We start from the raw sequence: 22,505 nt of genomic DNA, 5'->3' as shown, positions 1-22,505 counted from the left end.
AGCGACGAGGCTGGGGAGGCGTGAGGCTGCGGTGCTGTGCTGGGTGGGACTCAAAGGGGCAGCCGCGAGGGCGAAGCCCGACGACGCAAGCACCGCAGCGAGCGTAGCGAGCGAGGCGCGCAGCGAGTCGTGCGAGTCCTCGCGGCTGGGGCTTTGGAGGAGGGAATTGCCGCCGCTCCGCTAGCGATGAGTTATAGATAAACCCCGAAACCGCAGCCAAACCGATATTATCGCCACTCGTCGCGGGGAACGCAGTCGGACTCGCGGACCGTGATCCACCGGGTGGTCCGCTCGTCCGGGTCGACGTCCCGCTCGAAGAACGTCACCTCGCCGCCGCCGTCGCCGTCGGTCCGTTTACAGACGAGCGCCGGCGACTCGTCGCGAACACGCGCGGATGACGTGGACGTGGACATACGTCGCGATTCGCGCTGCGTCGGATAATAACTGTTGGTTTCGAACGCGGAAAAATACAAACTACAGCGGTAGTTAACGTCGAACCGAGACGCCGCGTTCAGCGCCGCACCGGGACGCCGCGTTCGTCGAGGAACGCCTTCGTCTCCTCGATGGAGTAGTCGCCGAAGTGGAAGATGGAGGCCGCGAGGCCGGCGTCGGCGTTCGCTTCGGTGAACACGTCGTACATATGCTCGGGACCGCCACAGCCCGAGGAGGCGATGAGGGGGGTCGACACCGCCTCGCCGACCGCCTTCATCAGGGGAATGTCGTAGCCGTCCTTCGTCCCGTCCTTGTCGATGGAGTTGACGAACAGCTCGCCCGCGCCGCGCTCCTCGGCCTCCGTCGCCCACGAGACGGCGTCGATACCGGTGCCCTCGCGGCCGCCCTTCTTCGTACACTCGAACCACACCGTCTCGCCGTCCTCGTCCTCGTAGAAGTGGTCGCCCGCGTCGTCGTACCGGCGCCGCGCGTCGATGGAGATGACGATGCACTGACTGCCGAACGCGGCCGCGCCCTCCTCGATGAGTTCGGGCCGTTCGAGGGCGCCGGTCGTGATCGACACCTTGTCCGCGCCGGCCCGGAGCGTCTCCTTGATGTCGGCCTTCGTGCGGATGCCGCCGCCGACCGTCAGCGGGATGAAACACTCGTCGGCGACTCGGTTGACCACGTCGAGCATCGTCTCGCGGCCGTCGGCGCTGGCGGTGATGTCGAGGAAGACGAACTCGTCCGCCCCCGCCTCGTTGTACTTCTTCGCGAGTTCGACGGGGTCGCCCGTGTACTCCAAGTTCTCGAAGTTGACGCCGGTGTACACTGCGGCGTCACCCTCGTCGTCGAGGTCGACGTCGATACAGGGGATGATGCGCTTCGTGAGTCCCATTCGTTGGCGGAGCGTACGCCGCGCCCTCGGTTAAAAGGCGCGGGGCTCACCGAGCGTCGTCGACTGCGGTTCGCTCGCCGTCGCCCGCTCCGGCGTCGCCCGCTTCGCCGGCGTCCGCTCCGGCCCGCCGGTCGTACTTCGCGACGGCGCGGTCCGCGCGCGTCGAGATGCCGTTCGGGTTCCGGGCGGGGCTCCGGTCGCGCCGGCGCGCGACGACGCCGTCGGAGGTCCCGCCGGTGAGTCCAACCACGACGTCTCGGCCCGTCGCGGCCCACCGCGACGGCGTCGACTCCCCGCGGACCACGTCCTTCGCCGCGGCGACGGCGTCCCCGAGGGCGTGCGACCCCGTCCGGAGGAGGACGGTCGGCCGCACCCCGTAGTTCTTCAGCAGCCGATAGGCGAGCGCCCGGTACTTCCAGCCCCACTCGCTCGCGCTGCGTCCGCCGTCCGCGGCGGTCGGGGTCGGGAGTTCCTTCCGCACGGCCATCGCCGGCCGCCACGCCACCTCGCGGTCCATGCGCGCGAGCCGGTGGGCGGCGTCGCGCGCGCCGCCGACCCGGAGGTACTCGTCGAAGCCGTCGAGGTCGCGTACGGCCTCGCGTCGGAACGCGACGTTGCCGCCCTCGAAGTAGGTGACGTCCCTGCCCGCGATCCGGTTGCGCTCGGGTTCGGTCGGATCGCGCTCGGGTTCGGTCGCGCCGTCGACGGCGCGGTCGCCGTCGCCTTCGGGCGGATCGCCGTCGGCCGCCGCGCTCGGCGGGATTGGCGTCACCGGCCCCGAGACCACGGGCGCCGCGTCGAGGCCGTCCGCGACCGCGTCGCGCCACCCCGGCTCGATCCGGTTGTCGTAATCGACGAGCGCAACCGCGTCGCCCGTCGCCACCTCGATGCCGGCGTTGCGGGCGACGTTCACCGTGCGGTCGGAGATCTCGACCAACACGTCGACGTCGTCGCGGTCACGAACCATGCCGGTCGTGCCGTCGGCCGAGGGGCCGTTGACCACGATCACCTCGGCGTCGGGTGCGTTGGCCGCCAGCGCGTCGAGGCAGGCGGCCAACCGATCCCGACCGTTGAGCGTCGGGACGACGACCGAGAGATCCATACGAACGGCTTTCGGGGCGTGGAGGTAAAAAGGACTGTGTGTGTAATTGACCGGCCCGCCCACCGCAGAATCGGCCTCGGCGGGGGACGACGGTTCCGGAACCGTTCAGGTCGTCAGGTAGTACACCTGCTTGCGCGCGTCCTTGAAGCTGTACCGCGAGTCGACGAGGCCCTCCTCCTCGAGGCGGTTGAGCGCGTAGCGGACGGGGCGGTCGGGCAGCAGCGACTCCTCGGCGAGACCGCCCTGCGAGAGGGGGGCGTCCCCCTCCAGTACCTTCGCGACGAGCTTTGCGCTCGGGGGAAGCTCGCGCAGGCGGTCGCGGTACTCGGACTCCGACAGGCGGTCTTGGTCAGCGGTCTCCGCGGGACTGGTACTCATGTCTCACACGAACCCCGTGGGTAGTAGTAAAGGTTGGCTACATATAGGGGAATCTGCCTGTGATAATATAATGTGTTAATATCACTCTTCTCCCGGCCGTCATTGGTGATCTATCAGGCAGGTTTTCCGACGCGGGGCCCTACCGCGCCGCGTGATCTCGAGTCCCACGTCGACATCTTCGAGGCCGAATCGTACGCCCACTTCGCGACCGTCGGGCCGGACGGGCTCCCCCACGTCACGCCGGTGTGGGTTGACCACGAGGACCGCGAGTACGTCCTCGTGAACACTGCCCGCGGGCGACGCAAGGAACGGAACGTCCGCGAGAACCCGAAGGTCGGGGTCAGCGTGCTCGACCCCGACGACCCGTACCGGTACGTCTCCGTCCGTGGCGAGGCCGAACTCACCGAGGAGGGCGCGCGCGAACACATCGACGAACTCGCCCGCCGGTACTTCGGCGTCGACGAGTACCCGCACCACGACGAGGAGGAGGACGCGCGCGTGATCGTCAGGATTCCGGCCGAGAACGTCGCCACGAGCGGGTGAGCGAGGAGCACCGCCGGACCGCTCCGGACCGCCCGGATCGAGGTCGCTGCTGGACGCTCCGGACCGCCCGGATCGGGGGTCGCCGCCCGACCGCATCCAGTACGGTTTTGTCGGTCCGGTGTCCATCACGGACAACGTGAAGGGACAGGACTGGTACCAGGCCGACGAGGTCGCCGAGGAGTACGACGACGTCCGCTTCTCCGGCGGCGGACAGCTCATCGACCGCCGGGAGAAGGAGGCCGTCCTCGCCGCGTTGGGCCCGATCGACCCGGGCCACCGAGTGCTGGAGGTCGCCTGCGGCACCGGGCGGTTCACGACGATGCTCGCCGATCAGGGCGCGGACGTCGTCGGGCTCGACGTCTCCCGCGAGATGCTTGAACAGGCCCGCGAGAAGGTCGCCGCCGCCGGTCACGCCGACGCGGTCGAGTTCCTCCGCGGCGACGCCTCGCGGCTCCCGTTCCCGGACGACCACTTCGACACGGTCGTCGCGATGCGCTTCTTCCACCTGATGGACGACCCGGTCCCGTTCGCGAAGGAACTTCGCCGGGTCAGCCGCGATCAGGTGTTCTTCGACACGTTCAACAGCCGCAGCCTCCGGACGCTGTACACCTGGCTGCTCCCGATGGGGTCGCGGCTCTACTCGGAGCGGCAGGTCGCCGCCATGCTCGGCGAGGCGGGACTCACGCTCGCGAACGAGGAGCACGACTTCGTGTTGCCGTACGGCTTCTACCGCGAACTCCCGGGCGCCGTCGCGAAGCCGTTCCGGTTCCTCGACGAACTCGCGGGCGACACGATCCCCGGCGACTACGTCGCCTCGGTGTCGTACTGGGACGCCCGGGTGTCGGACGAGGAGTGAGCGGCGCGACGTCCCGCAGGAGTGAGCGGCGCGCCGCCGCTCCACGACCTGCCCCGTCGGACGAAAAGGCCGCCGTCCCGCGCCGCCGCTTACCCCGCCTCTTCGACGACTTCGCCGACGGCGAAGTTGGACTTCACTTCGGTCACTTCGATCTTCACGCGCTCGCCGACCTCGGTGTCGGGGACGATGATCACGTACCCGCGCTCGACGCGGGCGATCCCGTCGCCCTGCTTGCCGAGGTCCTCGATCTCGACGTACCGCATCTCGCCCGGCTCGACCGGGGGCTGCGGCCCGTCATCGCTCCGCGAGGGCGAGGCGTCGGCGTCGTCCGCCGACGCCGTGGACCCGTCGCGGGCGACGAGCGCGACGCGGTACGTCTCGCCCGGCTCCAGCGATCCGGCGTCGACCTCTCGGCTGGGCACGTCGACGACGTACTCGCCGTCGTCGGTCTCACGAACTTCCGCGCTGAACAGACAGAGGAGCTTCTCGGAGATTTCCATAGTAGACTCCAACGGAACCTGATCGCGAGCCAGTATAGTTGTACCGCCGACACAGTCAGGCGTCGGGCGGATCAGAGTTGCGCCGATCGAAGTCGCGGCGACTCCGCCCGTCACCCCAAGAACGCGTCGACCAGCGCCGCCTCGGCCTTGCGGAGGTGCGCGCCCGCGGTCGACGACGAGCAGCCGAGCGCCGCAGCGACGTCGTCCACCGACCCGGTCCGCGGGACCTCGTAGTAGCCGACGCGGTGCGCGGCCCGCAGCGCCTCCCGCTGGCGTTCCGTGAGCCGGACTCCGACCGGCCACTGCCCGCTCCCGTACGATCCGATCCGATCGATCTCGACGGTTATCGGGTCCGGCACCGCCGCGAGCGCGTCGCGCAGCTGGTCCGGCGGCCCGATCAGTCCGAACGACAGCCGGCCCGCCGGCCGGAACACGATGGGCGGGACCGAGAGGAACTCCGTGTCGACGAACGCGTCGAGGAAGCGCTCCGTCGGCCCGCCCAACTGCTCGTACGCCTTGAGGTAGAACGGCGCCTCTCCCGGCGCCGTCTCGAACCGCTCGATGGCGTCGACCTCCCGCAGTCGATCGAGATAGGGATCGCGCGGGGCCGCGACCCGGAACAGCGTCGCGAGGGTCCCGTCGGGCAGCCGCCGCCACGTCACCAGCTCGCTCCGCCGGCCGTCGTCGCCGTCGAGGAAGTCGTGCATCGGGTGCCGGACCGCCGCCGGGAACTCGAACTCGACGTGGACGTAGCGCATGGGTCTCACAGGCTGTGCCGCACACTTCTATTTAAAGTAGACGGATGAGTACGTGCCAAGGCTCAGTCCGTCGCGGCGCCGATCGATCCATATGGGAGAGACGACGACTCGGTCCGACGACGCCGACCGGGCGACCAGCCGCGCAGACGACGGCTCCGATCCGCCGTCACCACCGCCGGCGCCCGGGGGGCTCCCCCTGCTCGGGAACGTTCACGAGCTGGCGAGCGACGCGCTCGCCTTCTACGAGCGCCGCGCCGCGACGCACGGCGGCGTCGTCCGGTACGACGTGTTCGGCACGGAGAGCTACCTCGTCACCGACCCCGCGGCGATCCGTCGGATCCTCGTCGACGACCACGACCGGTACGAGAAGGGGTCGATGCCCAGAGACCGGCTCGGCGGGCTCCTCGGCGACGGGCTGTTCCTCGCCGAGGGGGACGACTGGCGGGAGCAGCGGACGGCGATCCGCTCCGCGTTCTTCCGCGAGCGGGTGGCCGAGTACGGCGACCCGATGGTCGACCACGCGCGCCGCGCGGCGGCGTCGTGGGACGACGGCGACGTCGTCGACGTCCACGCCGCGGCGACGCAGTACGCGTTCGACGTCCTCGCCGAGAGCCTGCTCGGCGGCGACGTCGAACGGGAGCGCGAGACCGTCCGCGCGGCCGCCGACAGCGTCACCGAGCGGTTCGACACGGGAAGGGTGACCTCGTTCCTCCCGGAGTGGGTGCCGACTCCGGCGAACCGCCGGTACCGCCGGCGACTGACGGCGCTTCGGTCGACGATCCGCGACCTCGTCGCGGAGCGCCGCGCGGCCGGCCCGCCGGCGAACCCCGGTGCCGCGGACGACCTCTTGGGGACGCTCGTCGCGGCCGCCGACATGGGTGCGATGGACGACGATCGGCTCGTCGACAACGCGGTGACGTTCCTGTTCGCCGGCCACGAGACGAGCGCGCTCGGGCTCACGTACACGCTCTACTGTCTCGCCGACCGCCCGGCGTTCCAGCGGCGGGTCCGGCGCGAGGTCGCGGCGCTGGGCGGCGACCCCGAACCCGCGGACCTCCGGGAGTGTCCCGCGCTGACCGCGGCCGTCGACGAGGCGCTCCGCCTGTACCCGCCCGTTCACTCCTTCTTCCGCGAGCCGACCGAGCCGGTGACGCTCGGGGGCCATCGCGTGCCGGGGGGCGTCGTGTTGACGCTCTCCCCGTGGACGGTCCACCGCGACGAGCGCTGGTGGGAGGACCCCGAGACGTACCGTCCCGAGCGCTGGCTCCGAGAGGCCGACGCCGGCGAGACCGTTCACGGCGACGACGCCGCCGGCCCGGCGGTCGGCGAGCGCCCGGAGTACGCGTACTTCCCGTTCGGCGGCGGGCCGCGCCACTGTATCGGGATGCGCTTTGCGAGACAGGAGCTACGGCTCGCGACCGCGACGCTGCTCCGGCGGCTGTGGCTGGAGCCGGTGACGGCCGACCTGTCGGTGCGGGCGAGCGCGAACACGCGGCCGGCCGGACCGGTCCGGGTACGCGTTCGCACGCGAGACGAGTCCGACCGAACGACCGAGCCGTCCGACACCAATTGACAAATAGACATATGTGCGTCGATGAAGACACTCCGCGTATGGTCCCTACAGACAGCAGCACGCGCCGTCGAATCGCCCTCCTGCTCGCGGCGGTGGCGCTCCTCTCGCCGCTCGCCACGGGGGTCGCGGCGGCCCAGTCGATACAGAGCCCCTCCGGATCCGTCGTCATCGCCGAGGGCGAGACGGTCGACAGCGTCGAGACCGCGGCCGCGACGATCGTCGTGCGCGGCACCGTCGAGGGCGACGTCTCCGGCGCGGCCGGGTCGATCCGGATCGCCGAGACGGGCCGGGTCGGCGGGACCCTCGCATCTACCGCCGGAACCGTCGTCATCGACGGGACGGTCGCCGGCGACGTCGAGGTCGGCGCCGGCTCGTTCGAACTGACGGAGACCGGACGGGTCGACGGCTCGATCGACGTCGGCGCGGGCTCGATACGCGTCGACGGCGCGGTCGGCGGCGACGTCCGCGCGGCCGCCGACTCGGTCGCCCTCGGCCCCAACGCGGTCGTCGACGGCGAGTTCCGATACGACGCCGAGACGTTCACCGAGAGCCCGGAGGCGTCGGTCGCCGGCGGCGTCGTCGAGGACCCGAGCCTCGGGGGCGACGGTGGACCCGGGATCGGCGGCGGCGGGGCGTTCCTTCCCTCGTGGGTCGGCACCGCGTACGGCGTCGCCGCCAACCTCGCGCTGGGCGCCGTCCTGCTGCTCGCGTTCCCCCGCTTCTCTCGGACGGTCGGGGACCGCGTCGGCACCGACCCGCTCGTCAGCGGCGGCGTCGGCTTCCTCGCCCTCGCCGTCACCCCGATCGCCCTCGCCTTCGTGGCGATCACGATCGTCGGACTGCCGCTGGCGCTCGTCGGACTCGTCGGCTACGTCGTCGCGCTCTGGGTCGGGTACGTCTACGGCCAGTACGCCCTCGGGTCGTGGGTTCTCGACCGGCTCGGCACGCCGAACCGGTGGCTCTCCCTCCTCCTCGGCGTCGTCGCGGTCGCCCTGATCGGGTTCCTCCCGTGGGTCGGCGGGCTCGCGGACCTCCTCGTGTTGCTGCTCGGTCTCGGCTCGCTCGCGCTCGGGCTGTCCGACAGGTACCGCGGTGGCGACTCTCGGGCCGAGGGCGGTACGGGAGCGGTCGGCTCCGACTGAGGGCTCGCACAGCGAGCGCCCCCGGACCTCCTCGCGGCAGCAAGAGCTTTTTTGCGCCCCTCCGAACCGGGGCGCGTGAACGACATCGAACTCCCCGAAGCCGCCGTCTCGCCCCCGATCGTCACGCCGTTCGACGCCGACGGCGACGTGGACGCCGACGCGCTCGCGAGCCACGTCGACAGGGTCGTCGAGGGCGGGGTCGACGGGCTGGTCCCCTGCGGGACGACCGGCGAGTTCGCCAGCCTCGACGACGACGAGCGCCGGACCGTGATCGAGACGGTCGTCGACGCGGCCGACGGGCGGGTGCCCGTGATCGCCGGCGCGGCAGACACCGCCGTCTCGCGGGTCAGAGACCACCTGTCGGCCGCCGCGGCCGCCGGGGCCGACGCCGGGCTCGTCACGCTCCCGTACTACCACGGGTCGACGGACCCGGCGGGGCAGCGGGCGTTCGTCGAGGCCGTCGCCGACGACGCCCCGATCCCGGTCCTCCTGTACGACATCCCGGCGACGGTCGGCGAGTCCATCGAGGTCGACGTGCTCGCCGACGCGGCGCGCAGCGGGTCGGTCGTCGGCATGAAGGACACGACCGGGGACCTCACCGGACTCGAAGCGAAGCTCCGCGAGACGCCCGACTCCTTCACCGCCTTCCAGGGCGTCGACGCCCAGCTGTACCCGAGCGCGAGCATCGGCGTCGACGGGGGGATTCACGCCCTCTCGCAGGTGATCCCGGAGGTCTTCGACGCGCTCGGCGAGGCGATCCGGGAGGGCGACGACGACCGCGCGCTGGCGCTCCACCGCCGCGCGGTCGGTCCGCTGTTCGACCGCTGCGCCGACCACGGGTTCGCGCCCGCGACGAAGGTCGCGGCCGCCCACCGCGGCTTCATCCCCGACCCGGCCGTGCGGCCGCCGCTTACGCTCCCGGACGAGGCCGCCCGCGAGGCGATCCGCGCCGACGTGGACGCGGCGCTGGACGCACTCTGAGAGCGACGGAATCAGGAATTCGCCCGCTACTCCCCGCCGATCGGGGTCCCGTCGGCCTCCTTCGGGCCCTCGGAGTCGAAGACGACGACCTCACCGTCGGCCCGCTCGCGCGCGTTCGGGCCGTAGCCGTCGCGGACGCCGATCGCTTCCTCCAGTTCCCGCACCGCGCGCTCCTTCAGGGCGGCGGCCAGTTCTTCCGCGTCCTCGCGCGAGATGTCGCGGCCGAGCCCCTCGCACTCGTGGGCGCGGACGACGCCCGACTCGTCGACCGCCTCGCCCATCGGCTGGCTCGTCCCCTCCAGCGCGACGCTGAACGGGTAGGTCCGGCAGATCAACGGTCGGGCGTCGTGGACGGTACAGGCGCCCTCCCCGTCCGACTCCTCGTAGAAGGTACAGTCGCCGCAGTCGTCGGTCGCGAGCGCCCACTCGAACGTCTCGCCGACCGGGTCGCTGTCCGCGTCCGTCTCCAGTCCGAACGGCATCGGCCGGGCCACGTCCCGCCAGTCGTACGACTCGCCGAACGCCTCTCCGGCGGCGTCGGCGACGCGGCGCACCTCGTCCGGGAAGACCGTCGCGGTGTGGGGCTCGCGGTCGGCGCCGCCGTCGTGGCAGCCGGAATCGGTCTCGCCGCTCTCCCCCTCGCCGTCTCCCGCCCCCGCGGGGGCACCCCCCGGCTCGTCGGGGGCGTAGCCGGTACAGCAGCCGCCACAGCGCGTACACTCGAACCCGATGGACTCGATGGCGTCCGCGAGGTCCGCGACGTCGAGGTCGCGGGCCGCGTCGAGTTCGGCTTCGAGCGACTCCATGCGTCGCGGTTGCGGCGCGGAGCGGTTAACGTCGTCCCTTCCGGGGTCGCTCGCTGCGCTCCGCCGGGACCGTGCCGGGGGCGAAGGAGCGAAGTGCGCCCGCCGCCTACCGACTCGGCGTGAAGGAGTTCGAGCGGAAACAGCTCTTAGAGCGGGTCAACAGAGAGTCGTCGACGGTCGGCGTCGACATCCCGGAGTCGATCGAGATCCAGGGCGAGGCGATCGACCTGCGGTCGTTCGTCTTCGAGATCAAGCGCCGCGACTCGGTCCCGCCCGGCGAGCGCGACCGGGTCGACCGCGCGAAGCGGAACCTGCGGCGCGAGCGACTCGACCGGCTCGAACCCATCGAGGAGAACGAGGTGAGCTACGAGGAGGGCGAGGAGTTAGCGTCGTCGATCATCGGCATCGACCGCGCGCTGGAGGCGCTGGAGGGGCTCGACGCGCCCGACCCGGAGACGGAGGCGAAGCGGAAGGAGGCCGCCGACCGGAAGCGCTGGATGAGCTTCCTGAAGAAGGCGCTCGGCCGCGACGACGGCGGGGGCGGCGGTCGCACGCGGTTCTGATCGGACCGAACCGCGGGCGGCGCTCGGCGTCCGCGCGGCTCAGTTCCCGGTGAAGTCGATCCGCGAGCCGCCGCCGTCGCCCTTCCCGGCCGAGGGGCCGAGCCGGACGAAGTCGTAGCCGTCGTCGTCAAGGTACACCGCGCCGTCGGCCACCGTGACGCCGACCGATTCGAGGACGGCGCCCTCGCAGGGGCCGAAGTTGCAGTAGCCGCCGTCGGCCTCGAACGTCGCGCCGTGCGTCTGACAGAACACCTCGCCGTTGCGCACGAACGCCCCGTCGTCCTTGTCGAGGCGCACGTCCGTCCAGTGTTGACAGTAGTTCCGGAACGCGCGCACCTCGCCGGCCGCTCGGGTGAGGATCGCCTCGACCTCCGGCGCGCCGTCCTCGCCCTCGCCGAGGTCGCCCTCGCCCTCGTCGACCGCCTCGGGGTCGACCGGGCGCAGCGTCGCGAGCAGCGTGCTCTCCTCCGGAACCTCCTCGACGCCGGCGATCCGGCGGTGCTCGTCCATGTCCGAGCGAGGCCGGCGACCGGCTTGAACGTTGTGCGTTTCCCGGGCCGGCGCCGTCGGTGCCGACGCCGTGGTCCGCTCCAGCGCCGTCGATGCCGACGCCGTGGTCCGCTCCGGCGCCGTCGATGCCGACGCCGTGGTCCGCTCCGGCGCCGTCGATGCCGACGCCGTGGTCCGCTCCAGCGCCGTCAATACCGACCTTTTCACACGCCGAGCCACTCGTCGTCGCGGATCTCGTAGCCGCGCTCTCGGCAGTAGCTCGCCGCCTCGCGGCGAACCGCCCGCGACCCCGGAACCGATTTCGTCTCCGCGATCAGGTCGACGACCCAGTCCGCGACGGCGCGGACGCCCGACTCGTCGTCGCGCTCGTCGACGTCGCTCAGCGCTCGGAACGTCCGCTCGAACGCCTCGTGTTGCGACCGGCCGAAGTCGACGTTTTCGAGTTCGGCGGCCGCCTCGACGACCCGCTTCATCGCGGCCGCGACGGCCGGCCGCCGGACGCGCTCCCGGACCGCCGCCGGCGCGTCGAACGCCTCCATGTCGGCGTCGGGGACCAGGTCGGCGACGGTGTACACGCGGGCCGGTGATTCGAGTTCGCGGTCGCCGACCGCAGAGATGATCTCCCGCCCGGTCGCCGGAAACGTCAGGGGTTCGAGCGCCGATTCGAGGGCCTCGACGGCCGCCTCGTCGACCGGCGGTTCGGCCCCCTCGGCCGGCGGTTCGGCCTCGTCGCCGCGCTCCAGTTCCGCGTCGACGTCGCGCTCGCGCTGACGCCGGTCCTCGTCCGCCGCCTGCTTCTCTCGCCCGTCTTTATCGTCTGTCATCCATCGTTTAGGATACCTGATGTGATAACGCTGTGGGCGAAACCATCATTCGCTCGCACGGCCGATAGTCCGCGGCTACAGCCGCTCGCCGTCGTAGTGGCGCTCCTCGATCCGCCGGTCGAACACCCGCGAGAGGAGGGTCGTGAGCGGCCCGGTGGCCCCCTCCCCGTCGCCGTCGAGCGCGATGCCGTCGACGGTCGCCACCGGGCGGACCTCCCACGTCGAGTTCGTGAGGAAGGCCTCGTCGGCCTCGCGGACCGCGTCCGGCGCGTACGTCCCCTCCTCGACCGGGATCCCCTCCGACTCCGCGATATCGATCACGGTCGCTCTGGTGACCCCGGGGAGGATCGGCCCGTCGAGCGACGGGGTCTTGAGGGCCGTCCCGTCGACGAAGAAGAGGTTCGAGGTCGCGCCCTCGGCGACGTGGCCGTCGGGGTCGAGCATGAGCGCCTCGTCGGCGCCGGTGACCCGGAGTTCGAGCCGGGCGAGGATCCCGTTGAGGTAGTTGTGCGTCTTCGCCGCGGCCGGGAGCGCGCGGTCGGCGGGCTTGCGCGTCTTCGTCGTCTGGAGCGCGGCCGGCCCGTCGTGGACCGGGTCGGTCTCGACGCCGCCACGCGGGAGCGGCTTCGCGATGACGACGACGGTCGGGTCGACCGCCGGTTTCGGGTCGAGCGTGCCGGGCTGGACGCCCCGGGTGATCGAGAGCTTGAGGTAGGCGTCCGCGAGGTCGTTCGCGGCGAGCGTCTCGTCGACCCGGCGTTTCAGCTCCGCGTCGGCGATCCCGTGGTCGAGCCCGAGCGTCTCGCAGGTGTCGGCGAGCCGGTCCGCGTGCGCACCCCACCGGAAGACGTCGCCGCCGTAGGCGCGCATCGTCTCGAAGGCGGCGTCGCCGTAGGCGAACCCGCGGTCCTCCACCGAAACTGTCGCCTCCGCGGCCGGGACGAGGTCGCCGTCGACGTGGTACAGGCGCTCGGCGTCGCCGGTCGCCGCCGAGCGGTCGGCGTCGTCACTCATGGTCTTCGCACACCTCCACGAAGTTCCGAACCATTCGCTTCCCGCGGGGCGTGAGGATGCTCTCCGGGTGGAACTGGACGCCGACGTGCGGCTTCTCGCGGTGGCGCACGCCCATCACGACCTCGCGCTCGTCCTCGGTGCGGGCGGTCTCGACGAGTTCCTCCGGAAGGTCCTCGCGCTCGACGCACAGCGAGTGGTACCGCCCGACTCGGAGCCGGTCGGGGAGGCCGGCGAAGACGCCCTCGCCGTCGTGGGTGATCGTCGAGGGCTTCCCGTGGACCACGTCGGGCGCGTGGCCGACCCGGCTGCCGCGGCTCGCGCACAGCGCCTGGTGACCGAGACAGACGCCGAATACGGGCCGGTCGAGGTCGAAGAGCGCGGTCGAGATTCCGGCCTCCGCGGGGGTGCCCGGACCCGGCGAGACGACGACGCCGTCCGGGTCGAGCGCGCGGACGCCGGCGAGGTCGACCGCGTCGTTGCGCCGGACCGTCACCGCGCCGGCGACCTCGCCGACGTACTGGACGAGGTTGTACGCGAACGAGTCGTAGTTGTCGACGACGAGGACCCGCACGTCGGCCTCGCCCGCGCCGGGGCGCCAGCCGTCCGTCCCCTCCATCTCGGCACCGGCCCCCGTCATCGCTCGACCGCCTCCTCCGGCGCTCCCTCGCCTGTTTCTCCGACCGCCATCCCGCCGGCGGCGAGCGCCTCGTCGACCGCGCTCACGAGGGCGCGCGCCTTCGCGAGCGTCTCCTCGTACTCGGCGTCTGGGTCGGAGTCGTGGACGATGCCCGCCCCGACTCGGAGGTGGTACTCGGCGGCGTGGCGCACGAGGGTCCGAATGACGATGTTCAGCGTCGCGCGGCCGTCGAACCCGGCCGCGAACATCGACCCCGTGTACGGCCCGCGGCGGGTCGGCTCCAGCTCGTCGATGATCTCCATCGTGCGGGGTTTCGGGGCGCCCGTGATGGTCCCGCCGGGGAAGCAGGCGCCGACTGCGTCCGCGAATCCGGCGTCCGGGCGGGCCTCCCCTTCGATCAGGCTCACGAGGTGCATCACCTCGCTGTAACGGTCGACGCGGCGGTACTCGCTCACCTCGACCGTGCCGAACCGCGACACCTTCCCGAGGTCGTTGCGCTCCAGGTCGACCAACATCGCGTGTTCGGCGCGCTCCTTCTCGTCGCCGGTGAGTTCGGTCTCCAGTTCGGCGTCGGCCGCCGCCGTGTCTCCCCGCGGGCGCGTCCCCGCGATGGGCTCCGTGACGAGGCGCGCGCCGCGCTCGGGGTCGGCGGTCGGTTCGCGCTCGAGGAGGAGCTCCGGGCTCGCGCTCACGAGGTCGACGCCGGTCGGGCGGTCGGTTTCGGTCTCTCCGGCGCCGCCGGTGCCGCCGAGCTCGATCAGTCCGGAGTACGGGGCCGGGTTCACCGCGCGGAGGGCGTCGTACGCATCGACCGGGTGGACCGCGGCCGGCGCGGTCAGCCGCTGGGAGACGTTCGCCTGGAACGTGTCGCCCTCGCGGACGTACTCCTTGACCCGGCGGACCGCGTCGGCGTACCCCTCGCGGCCCACGTCGCTCTCGAAGGTCGCGTTCTCGGCGGTCGGATCGGGCGCCGGTCCCGAGGCCGGGTCGCCGGCCTCGATTCGATCGATGAGGTCCGCCGCTCGCGCTCGTCCCTCGTCGAACAGCGCGTCGAGCGCGTCGCGGTCGGCCTCGGGGTCGTCGAGTCCCTCGGGGACGCGCGGGCAAGCGGTGACTCGGAGCGTCACCGACTCGGAACCGCCGTCTTCGTCGTCAACCGGACACTCCCACGCCGCGACCCGGTCGAAGAGCGCGGCCTGAAGCCGCGGGAGCCCGCGGTCGTCGGCCGCCCCCGGGCCGTCGGGCGCCGCCGCCGGGAACTCTTCGAGTTCGCGGGCGGCGTCGTAGGAGAGCCAGCCGAACGCGCCGCACGGGTACGGCACCTCGCAGTCGCCGCGCGCCAGCGTCTCGCCGTCCAAGATCCCTTCCAGCGCCGCGAGCGACGGCGACGGGCGCCGGTAGTCGCCCGCCGGGTCCGCTGCTTCGCCCCGCTCCGCTCCGCTCGGATCGCCGCCCGCGCCGGCGACGACCGCCTCGCCGGAGACGGTCAGTCGCTCGACCGGGTCGACGCCGAAGTAGCCCCACCCGGACTGGCCGCCGGTCGTCTCGTAGAAGACGCCGCCTGGGCCGTCGCGCGCCCGACGGTAGGCCGCGAAGGGGTCGTCGACGGCGACCCGGACTTCGACCGGGACCCGCGCGCCGTCCGGCGCCGTGGCCGCGACCGCGCAGAACCGCTCCCGGTCGGTGTGTACCGTTCGCCCCATGGGACTCCGTTCGGCGGGGGCGACGAAACAGTTGCGGTCGCCCGACCTCGGCCCGCCCTCAGAACTCGCTCGCGCGGTCGATCCACGTCGCGGCGCGCTTCTCGCCGACGCTCGTCCCCTCGGCCACCGCGGCGGCGTCCGCGCCGGCGAGGTCGTCGACCGTTTCGATGCCGATCTCCGCGAGGCGCTCGGCGTACGCCGGGCCGATCCCCTTGATCTCCTCGACGCTCGGGCCGCGGTCGTCGTCGTCGACCGCGACGGCGTCCGCCTCGCCCGCCGCGGCCTCCGCCTGCTCGGCCGCCTCGTCGACTTCCCCGCCCTCGTCGTCGACGAGCGACTCGGTCGAGGCGGCGGCCTCCGTGTCGGCTGCGGCCGCTTCGTCGTCGGTCTCGTCGGCTTCAACCTCGGAGCTCTCGTCGGCTTCGACCTCGCTTTCCGCCGACTCGACTTCCTCAGCCGACTCCGCGTCCTCCGCCGATTCCGCTTCGGCCGCGTCGACCGGATCGGTCGCCCCGGCGTCGTCGGTCGGATTCTCGTCGGCCGCGGACGCGTCTGCCGCCGGTTCCGACTCGCGCTCGACCGTCACTTCCGTCTCGCCGGACTCCCGTTCCCCCGACCCGCTCCCGAACCCGAGCTTCTCCTTGAGCTTCTGAAGTAGCGCCATTGCCGGCGGCTACACGTGCGAGATATTTAAAAACCCTCTCCGTCGCAACCAACCGCCGCGCCTGTCTCGCCGGTTTATAAGTGGGACCGGGCCGTGCCGTCGGTATGAACGCCCTCAATCCGGTCATGTGGTCGGTCCACGTCGGCTTCGCCGTCCTCTGGGTCGGCAGCGTGCTGTTCGTCACCCTCGCGGTCCTCCCGCCCGCCCTCCGCGGCGACATCGGGACCACGGCGCTCGGTTCGATCGTCGGCCGCCTGCGCTGGATCACGCGGATCGGCGCGGTCGCGTTCGTCGCCACCGGCGGCCACATGGCGGGCACGCTGTACACGTTCGAGGCGCTGACGGGTACGCCCCGCGGCCACCTCGTACTGACGATGCTCGGGCTCTGGTTCGTCGGCACCGGGCTCGTCGAGGTCGGGGGCTCGAAGCTGTCCGACGGCCTCGACGCCGACAAGCTCCGCGAGCCCGCCCGCGACGCCAAGCCGTTCCTCTACGGCGCGTCCGCGGTCGCGGTCGGGCTCATCGTCACGGCCGGGCTGCTCGCCAGCCCGGGGCTGTTTTAGCGATACTCGGGTCGAGGAGTTTTTCATTTTCAGGGTACCGTCGACGGCGCCGTGAACGGGTTTAACTACCCAGTCGCTCGCTTAGATGGTGTAGATCGCAGACCGACGACGAACACCGCCAACGCCCCAGCCGCGAGGCGGGCGCACGCTCGCTGCGCTCCTCACTTGGTCGCTACCGCTCCCTCGTTGCGGTGCTTACGTCGCCTGCGCCCGCCTCACGACTGCCNCTCCCTCGCGGGCGGTTCGCGGCCGCCGGTGGCGGCCGCTCACCGGCGCGCCACCGAAGCGTTCGTTTAGAACTAAGATCGCCGCGTTACTCTAGTTCCGCCCGCAGCGCCGCGTTCATCGCCTCGACCGGCGCGTCCTCGCCGGTCCATATCTCGAACGCCTCGACCCCCTGATACAGCAGCATCCACGCGCCGTCGACGGTAGTCGCGCCCGCGGCGGCGGCCTCGCGCAGCAGGCGGGTCTCGATCGGCGCGTACACCGCGTCGAGCACCGCGAGGTCGCCGTGGAGGTGGTCCGCGGGGACTGGCGTTTCGTCGGGGGACTCCATCCCCACGCTCGTCCCGTTGACGAGCAGGTCGGCGACGGCGACGCGCTCGCCGAGGTCGTCGAGGCCGCCGCCGGTCGCGTCCGGCACGTCCTCGGCGAGTTCGACCGCGCGCTCCGCGGTGCGGTTCGCGACGTGAACCGTCGCGCCCGCGTCGGCCAGCGCGAACGCCGCCGCCCGCCCCGCGCCGCCCGCGCCCACCACGAGCGCGTCGCGGCCGTCGATCCGCACGTCGTGGTGCGCGAGCGCTCGCGTCACTCCCGCCGCGTCGGTGTTGTGGCCGCGGGGCCGGTCGGCCTCGCCGGTCCGGACCGGGGCGTAATCGACCGTGTTCACCGCGCCGATGCGTTCCGCGAGCGGCGCGGGGTCGACCGCGCGCAGCGCGTCCCGCTTGAACGGCACCGTCACGTTGAGCCCCGCGACGCCGAGGTCGGCGGCGCCCGCGACCGCCGCGGCCGCGGCGTCCGCGTCCGGCTCGAAGGTCACGTACCGCGCGTCGAGGCCGAGCGCCTCGTAGCCCGCCTCGTGCATCGGCGGCGACAGCGAGTGGCCGACCGGGTTCCCGATCAGTCCGTACACGTCCATGCCCGCTCACGCGGCCGCGACCGACAAAAGGCGGTCGGTCGGCCGGCGCACGCGGCCGGGCGGGGCCGTCGGGTCGTTCCTCACTCCCGCTGCCCCTCGGCGTCCCGCTCCGCGTCGATGACGTCTTCGAGGGTCTCCGTGCCGACGTCGCTGGCGACCTTGACCCCGACGAGCGAGACGACGATGCCGCCGACGATGAACGCGGCGAGCTGCTGGACCGGGGTCATCGTCATCCCGTACATCGACAGCGGCTCGTGGATCGCCTCCTGCGCGAGGAAGTAGCCCGCGAAGCCGCGGACGACGAGGGCGACCGCGGCGATGACGAACGGGAGGTTGAGGTACGGCGTCCGGATCCCCTCGTCGCGGATCAGCTCGTCGAGCAGTCGCCCCACGGCCGCGGTCACGCCGGCGACCGCGAACCACGGGACCGCGGCGTAAGTGAACTCCACGGCCTCGACGAGCCGGGGGGAGCCGGGGCCCAACTCCGAGGCGGCGAGGAAGCCGAAGAAGCCGCCGACGAGCGCGAGCCCGCCGGCGACGACGTACGTCACGACCGACACCTGCCCGGCGTACAGCGCCTCGCGGACCCGCTCCGGGAGCCCCGCCACGAGCCGGTCGATCGCGAGCCCCTTGTACAGCAGCGCGGCGCCGAGGAGACCGGCGACCCCGGCGATCGCCTCGCCGGCGGAGAACCGGTAGAACAGCACGGGGAGCAACAGCAGCGCGACGCCGATGGGGACCAGCACCGTCGACCGCAGCTGCTCGTCGGCGAGGAACTGCTTGAGCAGGTAGTAGGTGGACTCGATGTCGCGGGCCTGCCGGACCACGACGCGGTCGACGGAGTCGACGGGGATCCGCGACTCGACGACCGGGAGGACGCGCTCGTCCTGGGCGGAGTCGACGACGACGATCGCGGCCCGCGGATCGTACCGCTCCACGAGGTCGTCGAGCTGGGCCGCGATCGACCGGTCGGCGCCGACGGCGGTGTCGCTCTCGGCGGAGACGACCGCCACCACCGACTCCTCGCGCTCGTCCCTGAGGTCGCGCGCGACACGCAGCGACTCCAGCAGGCAGTTTACGCTGGCGTCCTCGGGGTCGTCCAGCCCGGCGTCCGTGATCAAAGAGCGGACGGCCTCCCAGCCGGCGACCGGCATCGGGACGTTGGTGGCGCGGCCGATCGCCCCCGATCGGTCGACGCAGATGACCAGCGTCGTCACGTGTCGACCCACACCGCGACCGGACAAAAATCCTCCCCGTCGGCGGTCGGCGATCGACTCGCCCGTCTCGGCCCCGCGCCGCCCGCTATCGCAGTTCCACGTCGAGGTCGCCGCCGTCGTCGGCGAACACGCCCGCGACGCCGCTCCCCGCGGCGAACGCGACGCGCTCGGCGCCGATGCCGAGCCGCTCCGCCAGCCCGCGCTCCGGGGTGAACTCCCGGACTTCGGGCTCGGCGCCGATCAGCTCCGCGAGCCGGTCCTCGACGTCGGCCTCGGTTCCCAGCTCGTCGACGAGCCCCATCTCGGCGGCGTCGTCGCCGAGGTACACCCGCGCCTCGGTCTCGCGGACCGCCTCGGGGTCCATGTCGCGGCCCTCGCTTACGGTCTCGACGAACTGCTCGTAGTAGCCGTCGATGATCCCCTGAAGGTACTCCCGTTCGTCCTTCTCGATCTCCTTCAGCGGGACGCCGGCGTCCTTGTACTCGCCGGCCGTGAACTGCTCGTAGGAGATGCCGAGCTTGTCCGCGAGCCCCTTCGCGTTCGGGCGGGACCCCACGACCCCGATGGAGCCGACGAGGCTCGCCTCGCGCGCCCACAGCTCGTCGCAGCCGCTCGCGATCCAGTACCCCCCGGAGGCGCAGGTGTCGGTCGCGTACGCCACCGTCGGCCCGTCGAAGTCGGCGGCGGCCCGGCGGATGTCGTCGCTCGGGACGACCTCGCCGCCCGGCGTGTTGAGCTCGACGAGCAGCGCCTCGACGTCCTCGTCCTCGTCGGCCGCCTCGATCTGCTCGACCACGTCGTCGGCGGTCGCCCCGCCCGGGCCCGACAGCGGCGAGGGTCGCCCCTGCGTCCGCCGGATCGGTCCCGACACGGTCACCTTTCCGACGTTGTACTCGTCGGCGTCACCGAACCGCCCGCGGGTGAGCCGCGCGAGTGCCGCGCGGCCCGCGATTGTCGTCGCCGCGCCCACCGCGGCGGCCGCGAGCAACCCCTTCCGTCCGTTCGCCGGCGCGTCGTCCATACCGACGGTTGGCGTCGCACGCGTTTATAAGCCGTGGCCGGCGCCGCCGGTCGGCGCCGCCGCTCGCACGGCGCGAGCGCGGCGCTGTCGGGCGCGAAAAACCGCAGAAAACCGCGTCGGAACCGAGCGGGGTGCCGGCTTACAGGAGGCCGGTCTTCTGGAGCTTCATCAGGTCCTCGGTGTCGAGCGTCTCGCCCTCCTTGAACTTCTGATAGATCTCCTCGGCCTCTTCCTTCTCCTCTTCGCGCTTCTCGGCGCGCTCGTCCTGCCGCTCCTCTTCCTCCTTCTTGTCGAGCTCGCGCAGGCGCTTCTGGACGCGGACGAAGTCCTCGTGGTGGCGGTCGGCCGCCTCCTGCGCCTCGACGAACAGCTCGTGCATCTCGTCGGCCTCGTCGCGGATGTCGTCGGCCTCGCGGTAGGCCTCGATCATCTGGTTGTGGTGTTCCTGGGCCTTGTCCGCGAGCTCCGTCACCTTCTGGTGGTGCTGGGACGCCTCGGATCGGACCTCCTCGGCCTCCTCGACGAGCTCGTCGAGCTCGCTCGTGTCGTCGACCTTCTCCTTCTTCTCGGCGAGCTTCTCGCGTTTGTCGTCGATCTTCTCGATCAGCTCGCGCTCGTCCTCCGCGTCGAGCACCTCGGTCTGCTGGCGGAACTCGAGGTCCTCGATCTCCTCTTCGAGCTCCTCGATGGACTTCCCGGAGCCGAGTTCGAGGTCCTGTTTGAGCTCCTCGACCTCGTCGAACAGCTCGTTGGCATCGGCGTTGAGCTCGTTGCGCTTGTCCTTGTGTTCCTGGACCTGCTCGTTGAGCTCGTCGCGCTGCTCGCGGTGTTCCTGGGCCTCGTCGACCTTCTCGCGCGTCTTCGCGTTGAGGTCGTCGCGCTTGGAGGCGCGTTCGGACGCCATCTGGTTCAGCTCGTTGCGTCGGTCTCGCAGCTGTCCGGCGCGTTTGATGAGCTGGCCCTTGGAGCCGTTCTCCAGGTCGTCCTCAGAAAGGTCCACGTTGTCCGCCTCGTCCATCGGTTCCACGTCGTACTGCTCGATGACTTCTTCTTTCGTTACCATTTGTTATCTCTCTCCATCACCGCTCCGGCGATAGCGGACGCTCGCTGTGGTGCGTCGGGCCGTCTGCAAGAACTCCCGTTCATTTCAGCGTGCGATTCCACCAGCGCCAGAGGCGTTCTGGTACCCGCAACTACCCCCGGACGATACATAAATACTTCGGTGGTTTTCGTGTACACCGGTGGCACGGGGCGTGTACCGCGGGATTTCGTGGTTACCGTTCACACGCCCCGACCGGGGCACACCCGGACCGACTCACTGCTCGCCGTCGGCCGCGACCGCGTACGAGAGGACGACCCCGTCGTCGAACGCCGCCGTGTCCGTGAGCGTCAAGTCGGGGAACTCCTCGGTGAATCCGGCGCCGTCCGCCAGCGTGGGCGCGTCGCGGCCGCCGATCACGAGCGAGCCGACGTAGACGTGGAGCTCGTCGACGACGCCGGCCGCGAAACAGGAGAAGATCACCTCGCCGCCGCCCTCCACCATCAGGCGGTCGACGCCGCGGTCGGCGAGCTTGTCGAGCCCCTCGGCGACATCGACGCGATCCTCGCCGGCCACGATCACCTCCGCGCCGGCGTCGGCGAGCGTCTCCCGGCGCTCCCGGTCGGTCGCGGCCGAGACGAGCAGGTACGTCGTCGCCGCGTCGTCGAGAATTCGGGCGTCGGTCGGGGTCCGGCCGGTGGAGTCGACCACGACGCGCGCGGGGTCGCCCGGGCGGCCGTTCCGCAGGCGCTCGACCCGACGGTCCTCCTCGTCGAGCGTGAGGTGCGGGTCGTCCGCGAGGACGGTCCCGACCCCGACGAGTACGGCGTCTGCGGCCGCCCTGACTCGGTCGACCCGGTCGAAGTCCTCGGGCCCGGAGATCCGGAGCTGTTCCCGGCGGCGGGTGGCGAGCTTCCCGTCGACGCTCTGGGCCGCGTTGACGACCACGTACATACGCGAGCGTGGTCCGGAGGCGGAATGGTCGTTTCGGTCGCGGGGACGCCGCTCGTCCGAAGACATATCGGACGCGACGCCGAAACGGGTCCGATGAGAGCCTCGACGCTCGTGATATTGGTCGGCGCGCTCGTGTTCGTCCTGCCGATCCCGGGGACGTTCGTCCTCGGCGCGTTGCTCGTCCTCGCCGGGCTCGTCGCTCGTCTGTTCGGGCTCTGACCCGACACGGTTTCCCCGTCGCCGGCCGAGCGCCTATCCGTGTCCGATCCAACCGCACACCACGTTGGCGTCACCGTCACCGACCTCGACCGCGCCGTCGAGTTCTACGCGGAGACGTTCGACCTCGACGTCGTCGCCGAGTTCTCCGTCGGCGGCGACGCCTTCGCCGAGGCGGTCGACGTCGACGCCGCCGCGGCCGAGTTCGCCCACCTCGACGCCGGCGGCTCGCTCGTCGAACTCGTCGCGTACGAGCCGGCGGGTGAGGAGAACGGTGACCCCGAGCTGAACCGCCCCGGCGCGACCCACCTCGGCCTCTCCGTCGACGACGTGGAGGAGTTCTACGCCGACCTCGCCGACGACGTGGAGACGCTCTCGCCGCCCCGAACCACGTCGAGCGGGACGACGATCTGCTTCGTCAGGGATCCGGAGGGGAATCTGATCGAGGTGCTGGACGCCTGAGGCGTCGGCGG

27 protein-coding genes are annotated in these 22,505 nt (G+C 71.6%); 9 read left to right on the top strand and 18 right to left on the bottom strand.

All coding sequences use genetic code 11. The annotated features are described in order from the left end of the window. Positions 1 to 227: 227 nt before the first annotated feature. The 4 genes from C463_RS01935 to C463_RS01920 all read right to left on the bottom strand — a co-directional run bounded on the left by C463_RS01935 (position 228) and on the right by C463_RS01920 (position 2,810). A complete protein-coding gene (locus C463_RS01935) occupies positions 228 to 413 on the bottom strand; it encodes a DUF7511 domain-containing protein (protein WP_008440604.1) in 186 nt (61 codons plus the stop codon). A gap of 98 nt (positions 414 to 511) precedes the next feature. Continuing rightward, the gene (gene hisF / locus C463_RS01930; RefSeq protein WP_008440603.1) at positions 512 to 1,330 is read right to left on the bottom strand and encodes an imidazole glycerol phosphate synthase subunit HisF; all 819 of its coding nucleotides are present in this window, start codon (positions 1,328 to 1,330) and stop codon (positions 512 to 514) included. A gap of 46 nt (positions 1,331 to 1,376) precedes the next feature. Next, complete coding sequence (locus C463_RS01925; RefSeq protein ID WP_008440602.1) at positions 1,377 to 2,432, bottom strand: glycosyltransferase family 2 protein; 1,056 nt, start codon at positions 2,430 to 2,432, stop codon at positions 1,377 to 1,379. 105 nt (positions 2,433 to 2,537) lie between these two features. Further along, positions 2,538 to 2,810, bottom strand: coding sequence for a winged helix-turn-helix transcriptional regulator (locus C463_RS01920; protein WP_008440601.1), 273 nt, complete (start codon positions 2,808 to 2,810; stop codon positions 2,538 to 2,540). Positions 2,811 to 2,915: 105 nt separating this feature from the next. Here C463_RS01920 and C463_RS01915 point away from each other — a divergent pair, with 105 nt between their 5' ends. Together C463_RS01915 and C463_RS01910 are read left to right on the top strand one after the other, a co-directional pair. After that, entirely contained in the window at positions 2,916 to 3,353 is a 438-nt protein-coding gene (locus C463_RS01915; RefSeq protein WP_008440600.1) for a PPOX class F420-dependent oxidoreductase, read from the top strand. Between the two features lie 136 nt (positions 3,354 to 3,489). Further along, positions 3,490 to 4,209: a class I SAM-dependent methyltransferase gene (locus tag C463_RS01910; RefSeq protein WP_008440597.1), complete on the top strand. Its 720-nt coding sequence runs from the start codon at positions 3,490 to 3,492 to the stop codon at positions 4,207 to 4,209. An 89-nt stretch (positions 4,210 to 4,298) separates the two neighbouring features. Here C463_RS01910 and C463_RS01905 read toward each other — a convergent pair whose 3' ends face one another. Together C463_RS01905 and C463_RS01900 are read right to left on the bottom strand one after the other, a co-directional pair. After that, a complete protein-coding gene (locus C463_RS01905) occupies positions 4,299 to 4,709 on the bottom strand; it encodes a TRAM domain-containing protein (protein ID WP_008440594.1) in 411 nt (136 codons plus the stop codon). A 110-nt stretch (positions 4,710 to 4,819) separates the two neighbouring features. Then, the gene (locus C463_RS01900) at positions 4,820 to 5,467 is read right to left on the bottom strand and encodes a helix-turn-helix domain-containing protein (RefSeq protein ID WP_008440592.1); all 648 of its coding nucleotides are present in this window, start codon (positions 5,465 to 5,467) and stop codon (positions 4,820 to 4,822) included. Positions 5,468 to 5,558: 91 nt separating this feature from the next. Between C463_RS01900 and C463_RS01895 the strand changes: the two genes are divergently transcribed. The 3 genes from C463_RS01895 (at position 5,559) to C463_RS01885 (ending at position 9,163) form a co-directional block, all read left to right on the top strand. Continuing rightward, complete coding sequence (locus C463_RS01895) at positions 5,559 to 7,040, top strand: cytochrome P450 (RefSeq protein ID WP_008440590.1); 1,482 nt, start codon at positions 5,559 to 5,561, stop codon at positions 7,038 to 7,040. Between the two features lie 38 nt (positions 7,041 to 7,078). After that, the gene (locus C463_RS01890) at positions 7,079 to 8,182 is read left to right on the top strand and encodes a bactofilin family protein (RefSeq protein WP_049905396.1); all 1,104 of its coding nucleotides are present in this window, start codon (positions 7,079 to 7,081) and stop codon (positions 8,180 to 8,182) included. 75 nt (positions 8,183 to 8,257) lie between these two features. Next, positions 8,258 to 9,163, top strand: a complete 906-nt coding sequence (locus tag C463_RS01885; protein WP_008440586.1) for a dihydrodipicolinate synthase family protein — start codon at positions 8,258 to 8,260, stop codon at positions 9,161 to 9,163. 26 nt (positions 9,164 to 9,189) lie between these two features. Here the strand turns inward: C463_RS01885 and C463_RS01880 are convergent, their stop codons facing one another. Then, positions 9,190 to 9,969 carry a YkgJ family cysteine cluster protein gene (locus C463_RS01880; protein ID WP_008440583.1) on the bottom strand — a complete coding sequence of 260 codons (780 nt, stop codon included), beginning with the start codon at positions 9,967 to 9,969 and terminating at the stop codon, positions 9,190 to 9,192. Between the two features lie 119 nt (positions 9,970 to 10,088). Between C463_RS01880 and C463_RS01875 the strand changes: the two genes are divergently transcribed. After that, positions 10,089 to 10,532, top strand: coding sequence for a DUF5788 family protein (locus C463_RS01875; protein ID WP_008440581.1), 444 nt, complete (start codon positions 10,089 to 10,091; stop codon positions 10,530 to 10,532). A gap of 39 nt (positions 10,533 to 10,571) precedes the next feature. On the opposite strand, the gene C463_RS01870 is transcribed toward C463_RS01875, so the two are convergent. The 6 genes from C463_RS01870 to C463_RS01845 form a co-directional block, all read right to left on the bottom strand. After that, the gene (locus tag C463_RS01870; protein ID WP_049905394.1) at positions 10,572 to 11,042 is read right to left on the bottom strand and encodes a Rieske (2Fe-2S) protein; all 471 of its coding nucleotides are present in this window, start codon (positions 11,040 to 11,042) and stop codon (positions 10,572 to 10,574) included. A gap of 203 nt (positions 11,043 to 11,245) precedes the next feature. Next, positions 11,246 to 11,866, bottom strand: coding sequence for a DUF5789 family protein (locus C463_RS01865; protein ID WP_008440574.1), 621 nt, complete (start codon positions 11,864 to 11,866; stop codon positions 11,246 to 11,248). Between the two features lie 75 nt (positions 11,867 to 11,941). Further along, positions 11,942 to 12,880, bottom strand: a complete 939-nt coding sequence (locus C463_RS01860) for an aminotransferase class IV (RefSeq protein WP_008440572.1) — start codon at positions 12,878 to 12,880, stop codon at positions 11,942 to 11,944. Continuing rightward, positions 12,873 to 13,517 (bottom strand): anthranilate synthase component II, encoded by a 645-nt coding sequence (locus C463_RS01855; RefSeq protein WP_008440570.1) that lies wholly within the window; start codon positions 13,515 to 13,517, stop codon positions 12,873 to 12,875. Before C463_RS01855 ends, C463_RS01860 begins: the two co-directional genes overlap by 8 nt. Continuing rightward, complete coding sequence (locus C463_RS01850) at positions 13,514 to 15,220, bottom strand: anthranilate synthase component I family protein (protein ID WP_008440568.1); 1,707 nt, start codon at positions 15,218 to 15,220, stop codon at positions 13,514 to 13,516. Before C463_RS01850 ends, C463_RS01855 begins: the two co-directional genes overlap by 4 nt. A 58-nt stretch (positions 15,221 to 15,278) precedes the next feature. Further along, positions 15,279 to 15,884, bottom strand: a complete 606-nt coding sequence (locus tag C463_RS01845) for a helix-hairpin-helix domain-containing protein (RefSeq protein WP_008440566.1) — start codon at positions 15,882 to 15,884, stop codon at positions 15,279 to 15,281. A 104-nt stretch (positions 15,885 to 15,988) separates the two neighbouring features. Here C463_RS01845 and C463_RS01840 point away from each other — a divergent pair, with 104 nt between their 5' ends. Then, positions 15,989 to 16,447, top strand: coding sequence for a hypothetical protein (locus C463_RS01840; RefSeq protein ID WP_008440565.1), 459 nt, complete (start codon positions 15,989 to 15,991; stop codon positions 16,445 to 16,447). A 313-nt stretch (positions 16,448 to 16,760) separates the two neighbouring features. On the opposite strand, the gene C463_RS01835 is transcribed toward C463_RS01840, so the two are convergent. The 5 genes from C463_RS01835 to C463_RS01815 form a co-directional block, all read right to left on the bottom strand. Further along, entirely contained in the window at positions 16,761 to 17,585 is an 825-nt protein-coding gene (locus C463_RS01835) for a shikimate dehydrogenase (RefSeq protein WP_008440543.1), read from the bottom strand. A gap of 80 nt (positions 17,586 to 17,665) precedes the next feature. Further along, entirely contained in the window at positions 17,666 to 18,802 is a 1,137-nt protein-coding gene (locus C463_RS01830; RefSeq protein ID WP_008440541.1) for a DUF373 family protein, read from the bottom strand. A gap of 85 nt (positions 18,803 to 18,887) precedes the next feature. Further along, the gene (gene sppA / locus C463_RS01825) at positions 18,888 to 19,823 is read right to left on the bottom strand and encodes a signal peptide peptidase SppA (protein WP_008440540.1); all 936 of its coding nucleotides are present in this window, start codon (positions 19,821 to 19,823) and stop codon (positions 18,888 to 18,890) included. Between the two features lie 139 nt (positions 19,824 to 19,962). After that, positions 19,963 to 20,886, bottom strand: a complete 924-nt coding sequence (locus C463_RS01820; protein ID WP_008440539.1) for a coiled-coil protein — start codon at positions 20,884 to 20,886, stop codon at positions 19,963 to 19,965. A gap of 252 nt (positions 20,887 to 21,138) precedes the next feature. Then, entirely contained in the window at positions 21,139 to 21,816 is a 678-nt protein-coding gene (locus C463_RS01815; RefSeq protein WP_008440538.1) for a 2,5-diamino-6-(ribosylamino)-4(3H)-pyrimidinone 5'-phosphate reductase, read from the bottom strand. 93 nt (positions 21,817 to 21,909) lie between these two features. Here C463_RS01815 and C463_RS19885 point away from each other — a divergent pair, with 93 nt between their 5' ends. After that, positions 21,910 to 22,035 carry a transporter gene (locus C463_RS19885; RefSeq protein WP_193365851.1) on the top strand — a complete coding sequence of 42 codons (126 nt, stop codon included), beginning with the start codon at positions 21,910 to 21,912 and terminating at the stop codon, positions 22,033 to 22,035. 39 nt (positions 22,036 to 22,074) lie between these two features. Further along, the gene (locus C463_RS01805) at positions 22,075 to 22,494 is read left to right on the top strand and encodes a VOC family protein (RefSeq protein WP_008440536.1); all 420 of its coding nucleotides are present in this window, start codon (positions 22,075 to 22,077) and stop codon (positions 22,492 to 22,494) included. Positions 22,495 to 22,505 lie beyond the last annotated feature (11 nt).

The organism is Halorubrum californiense DSM 19288 (assembly GCF_000336875.1).
GTDB lineage: Archaea > Halobacteriota > Halobacteria > Halobacteriales > Haloferacaceae > Halorubrum > Halorubrum californiense.
This window is presented reverse-complemented; position numbering and strand designations above follow the sequence as displayed.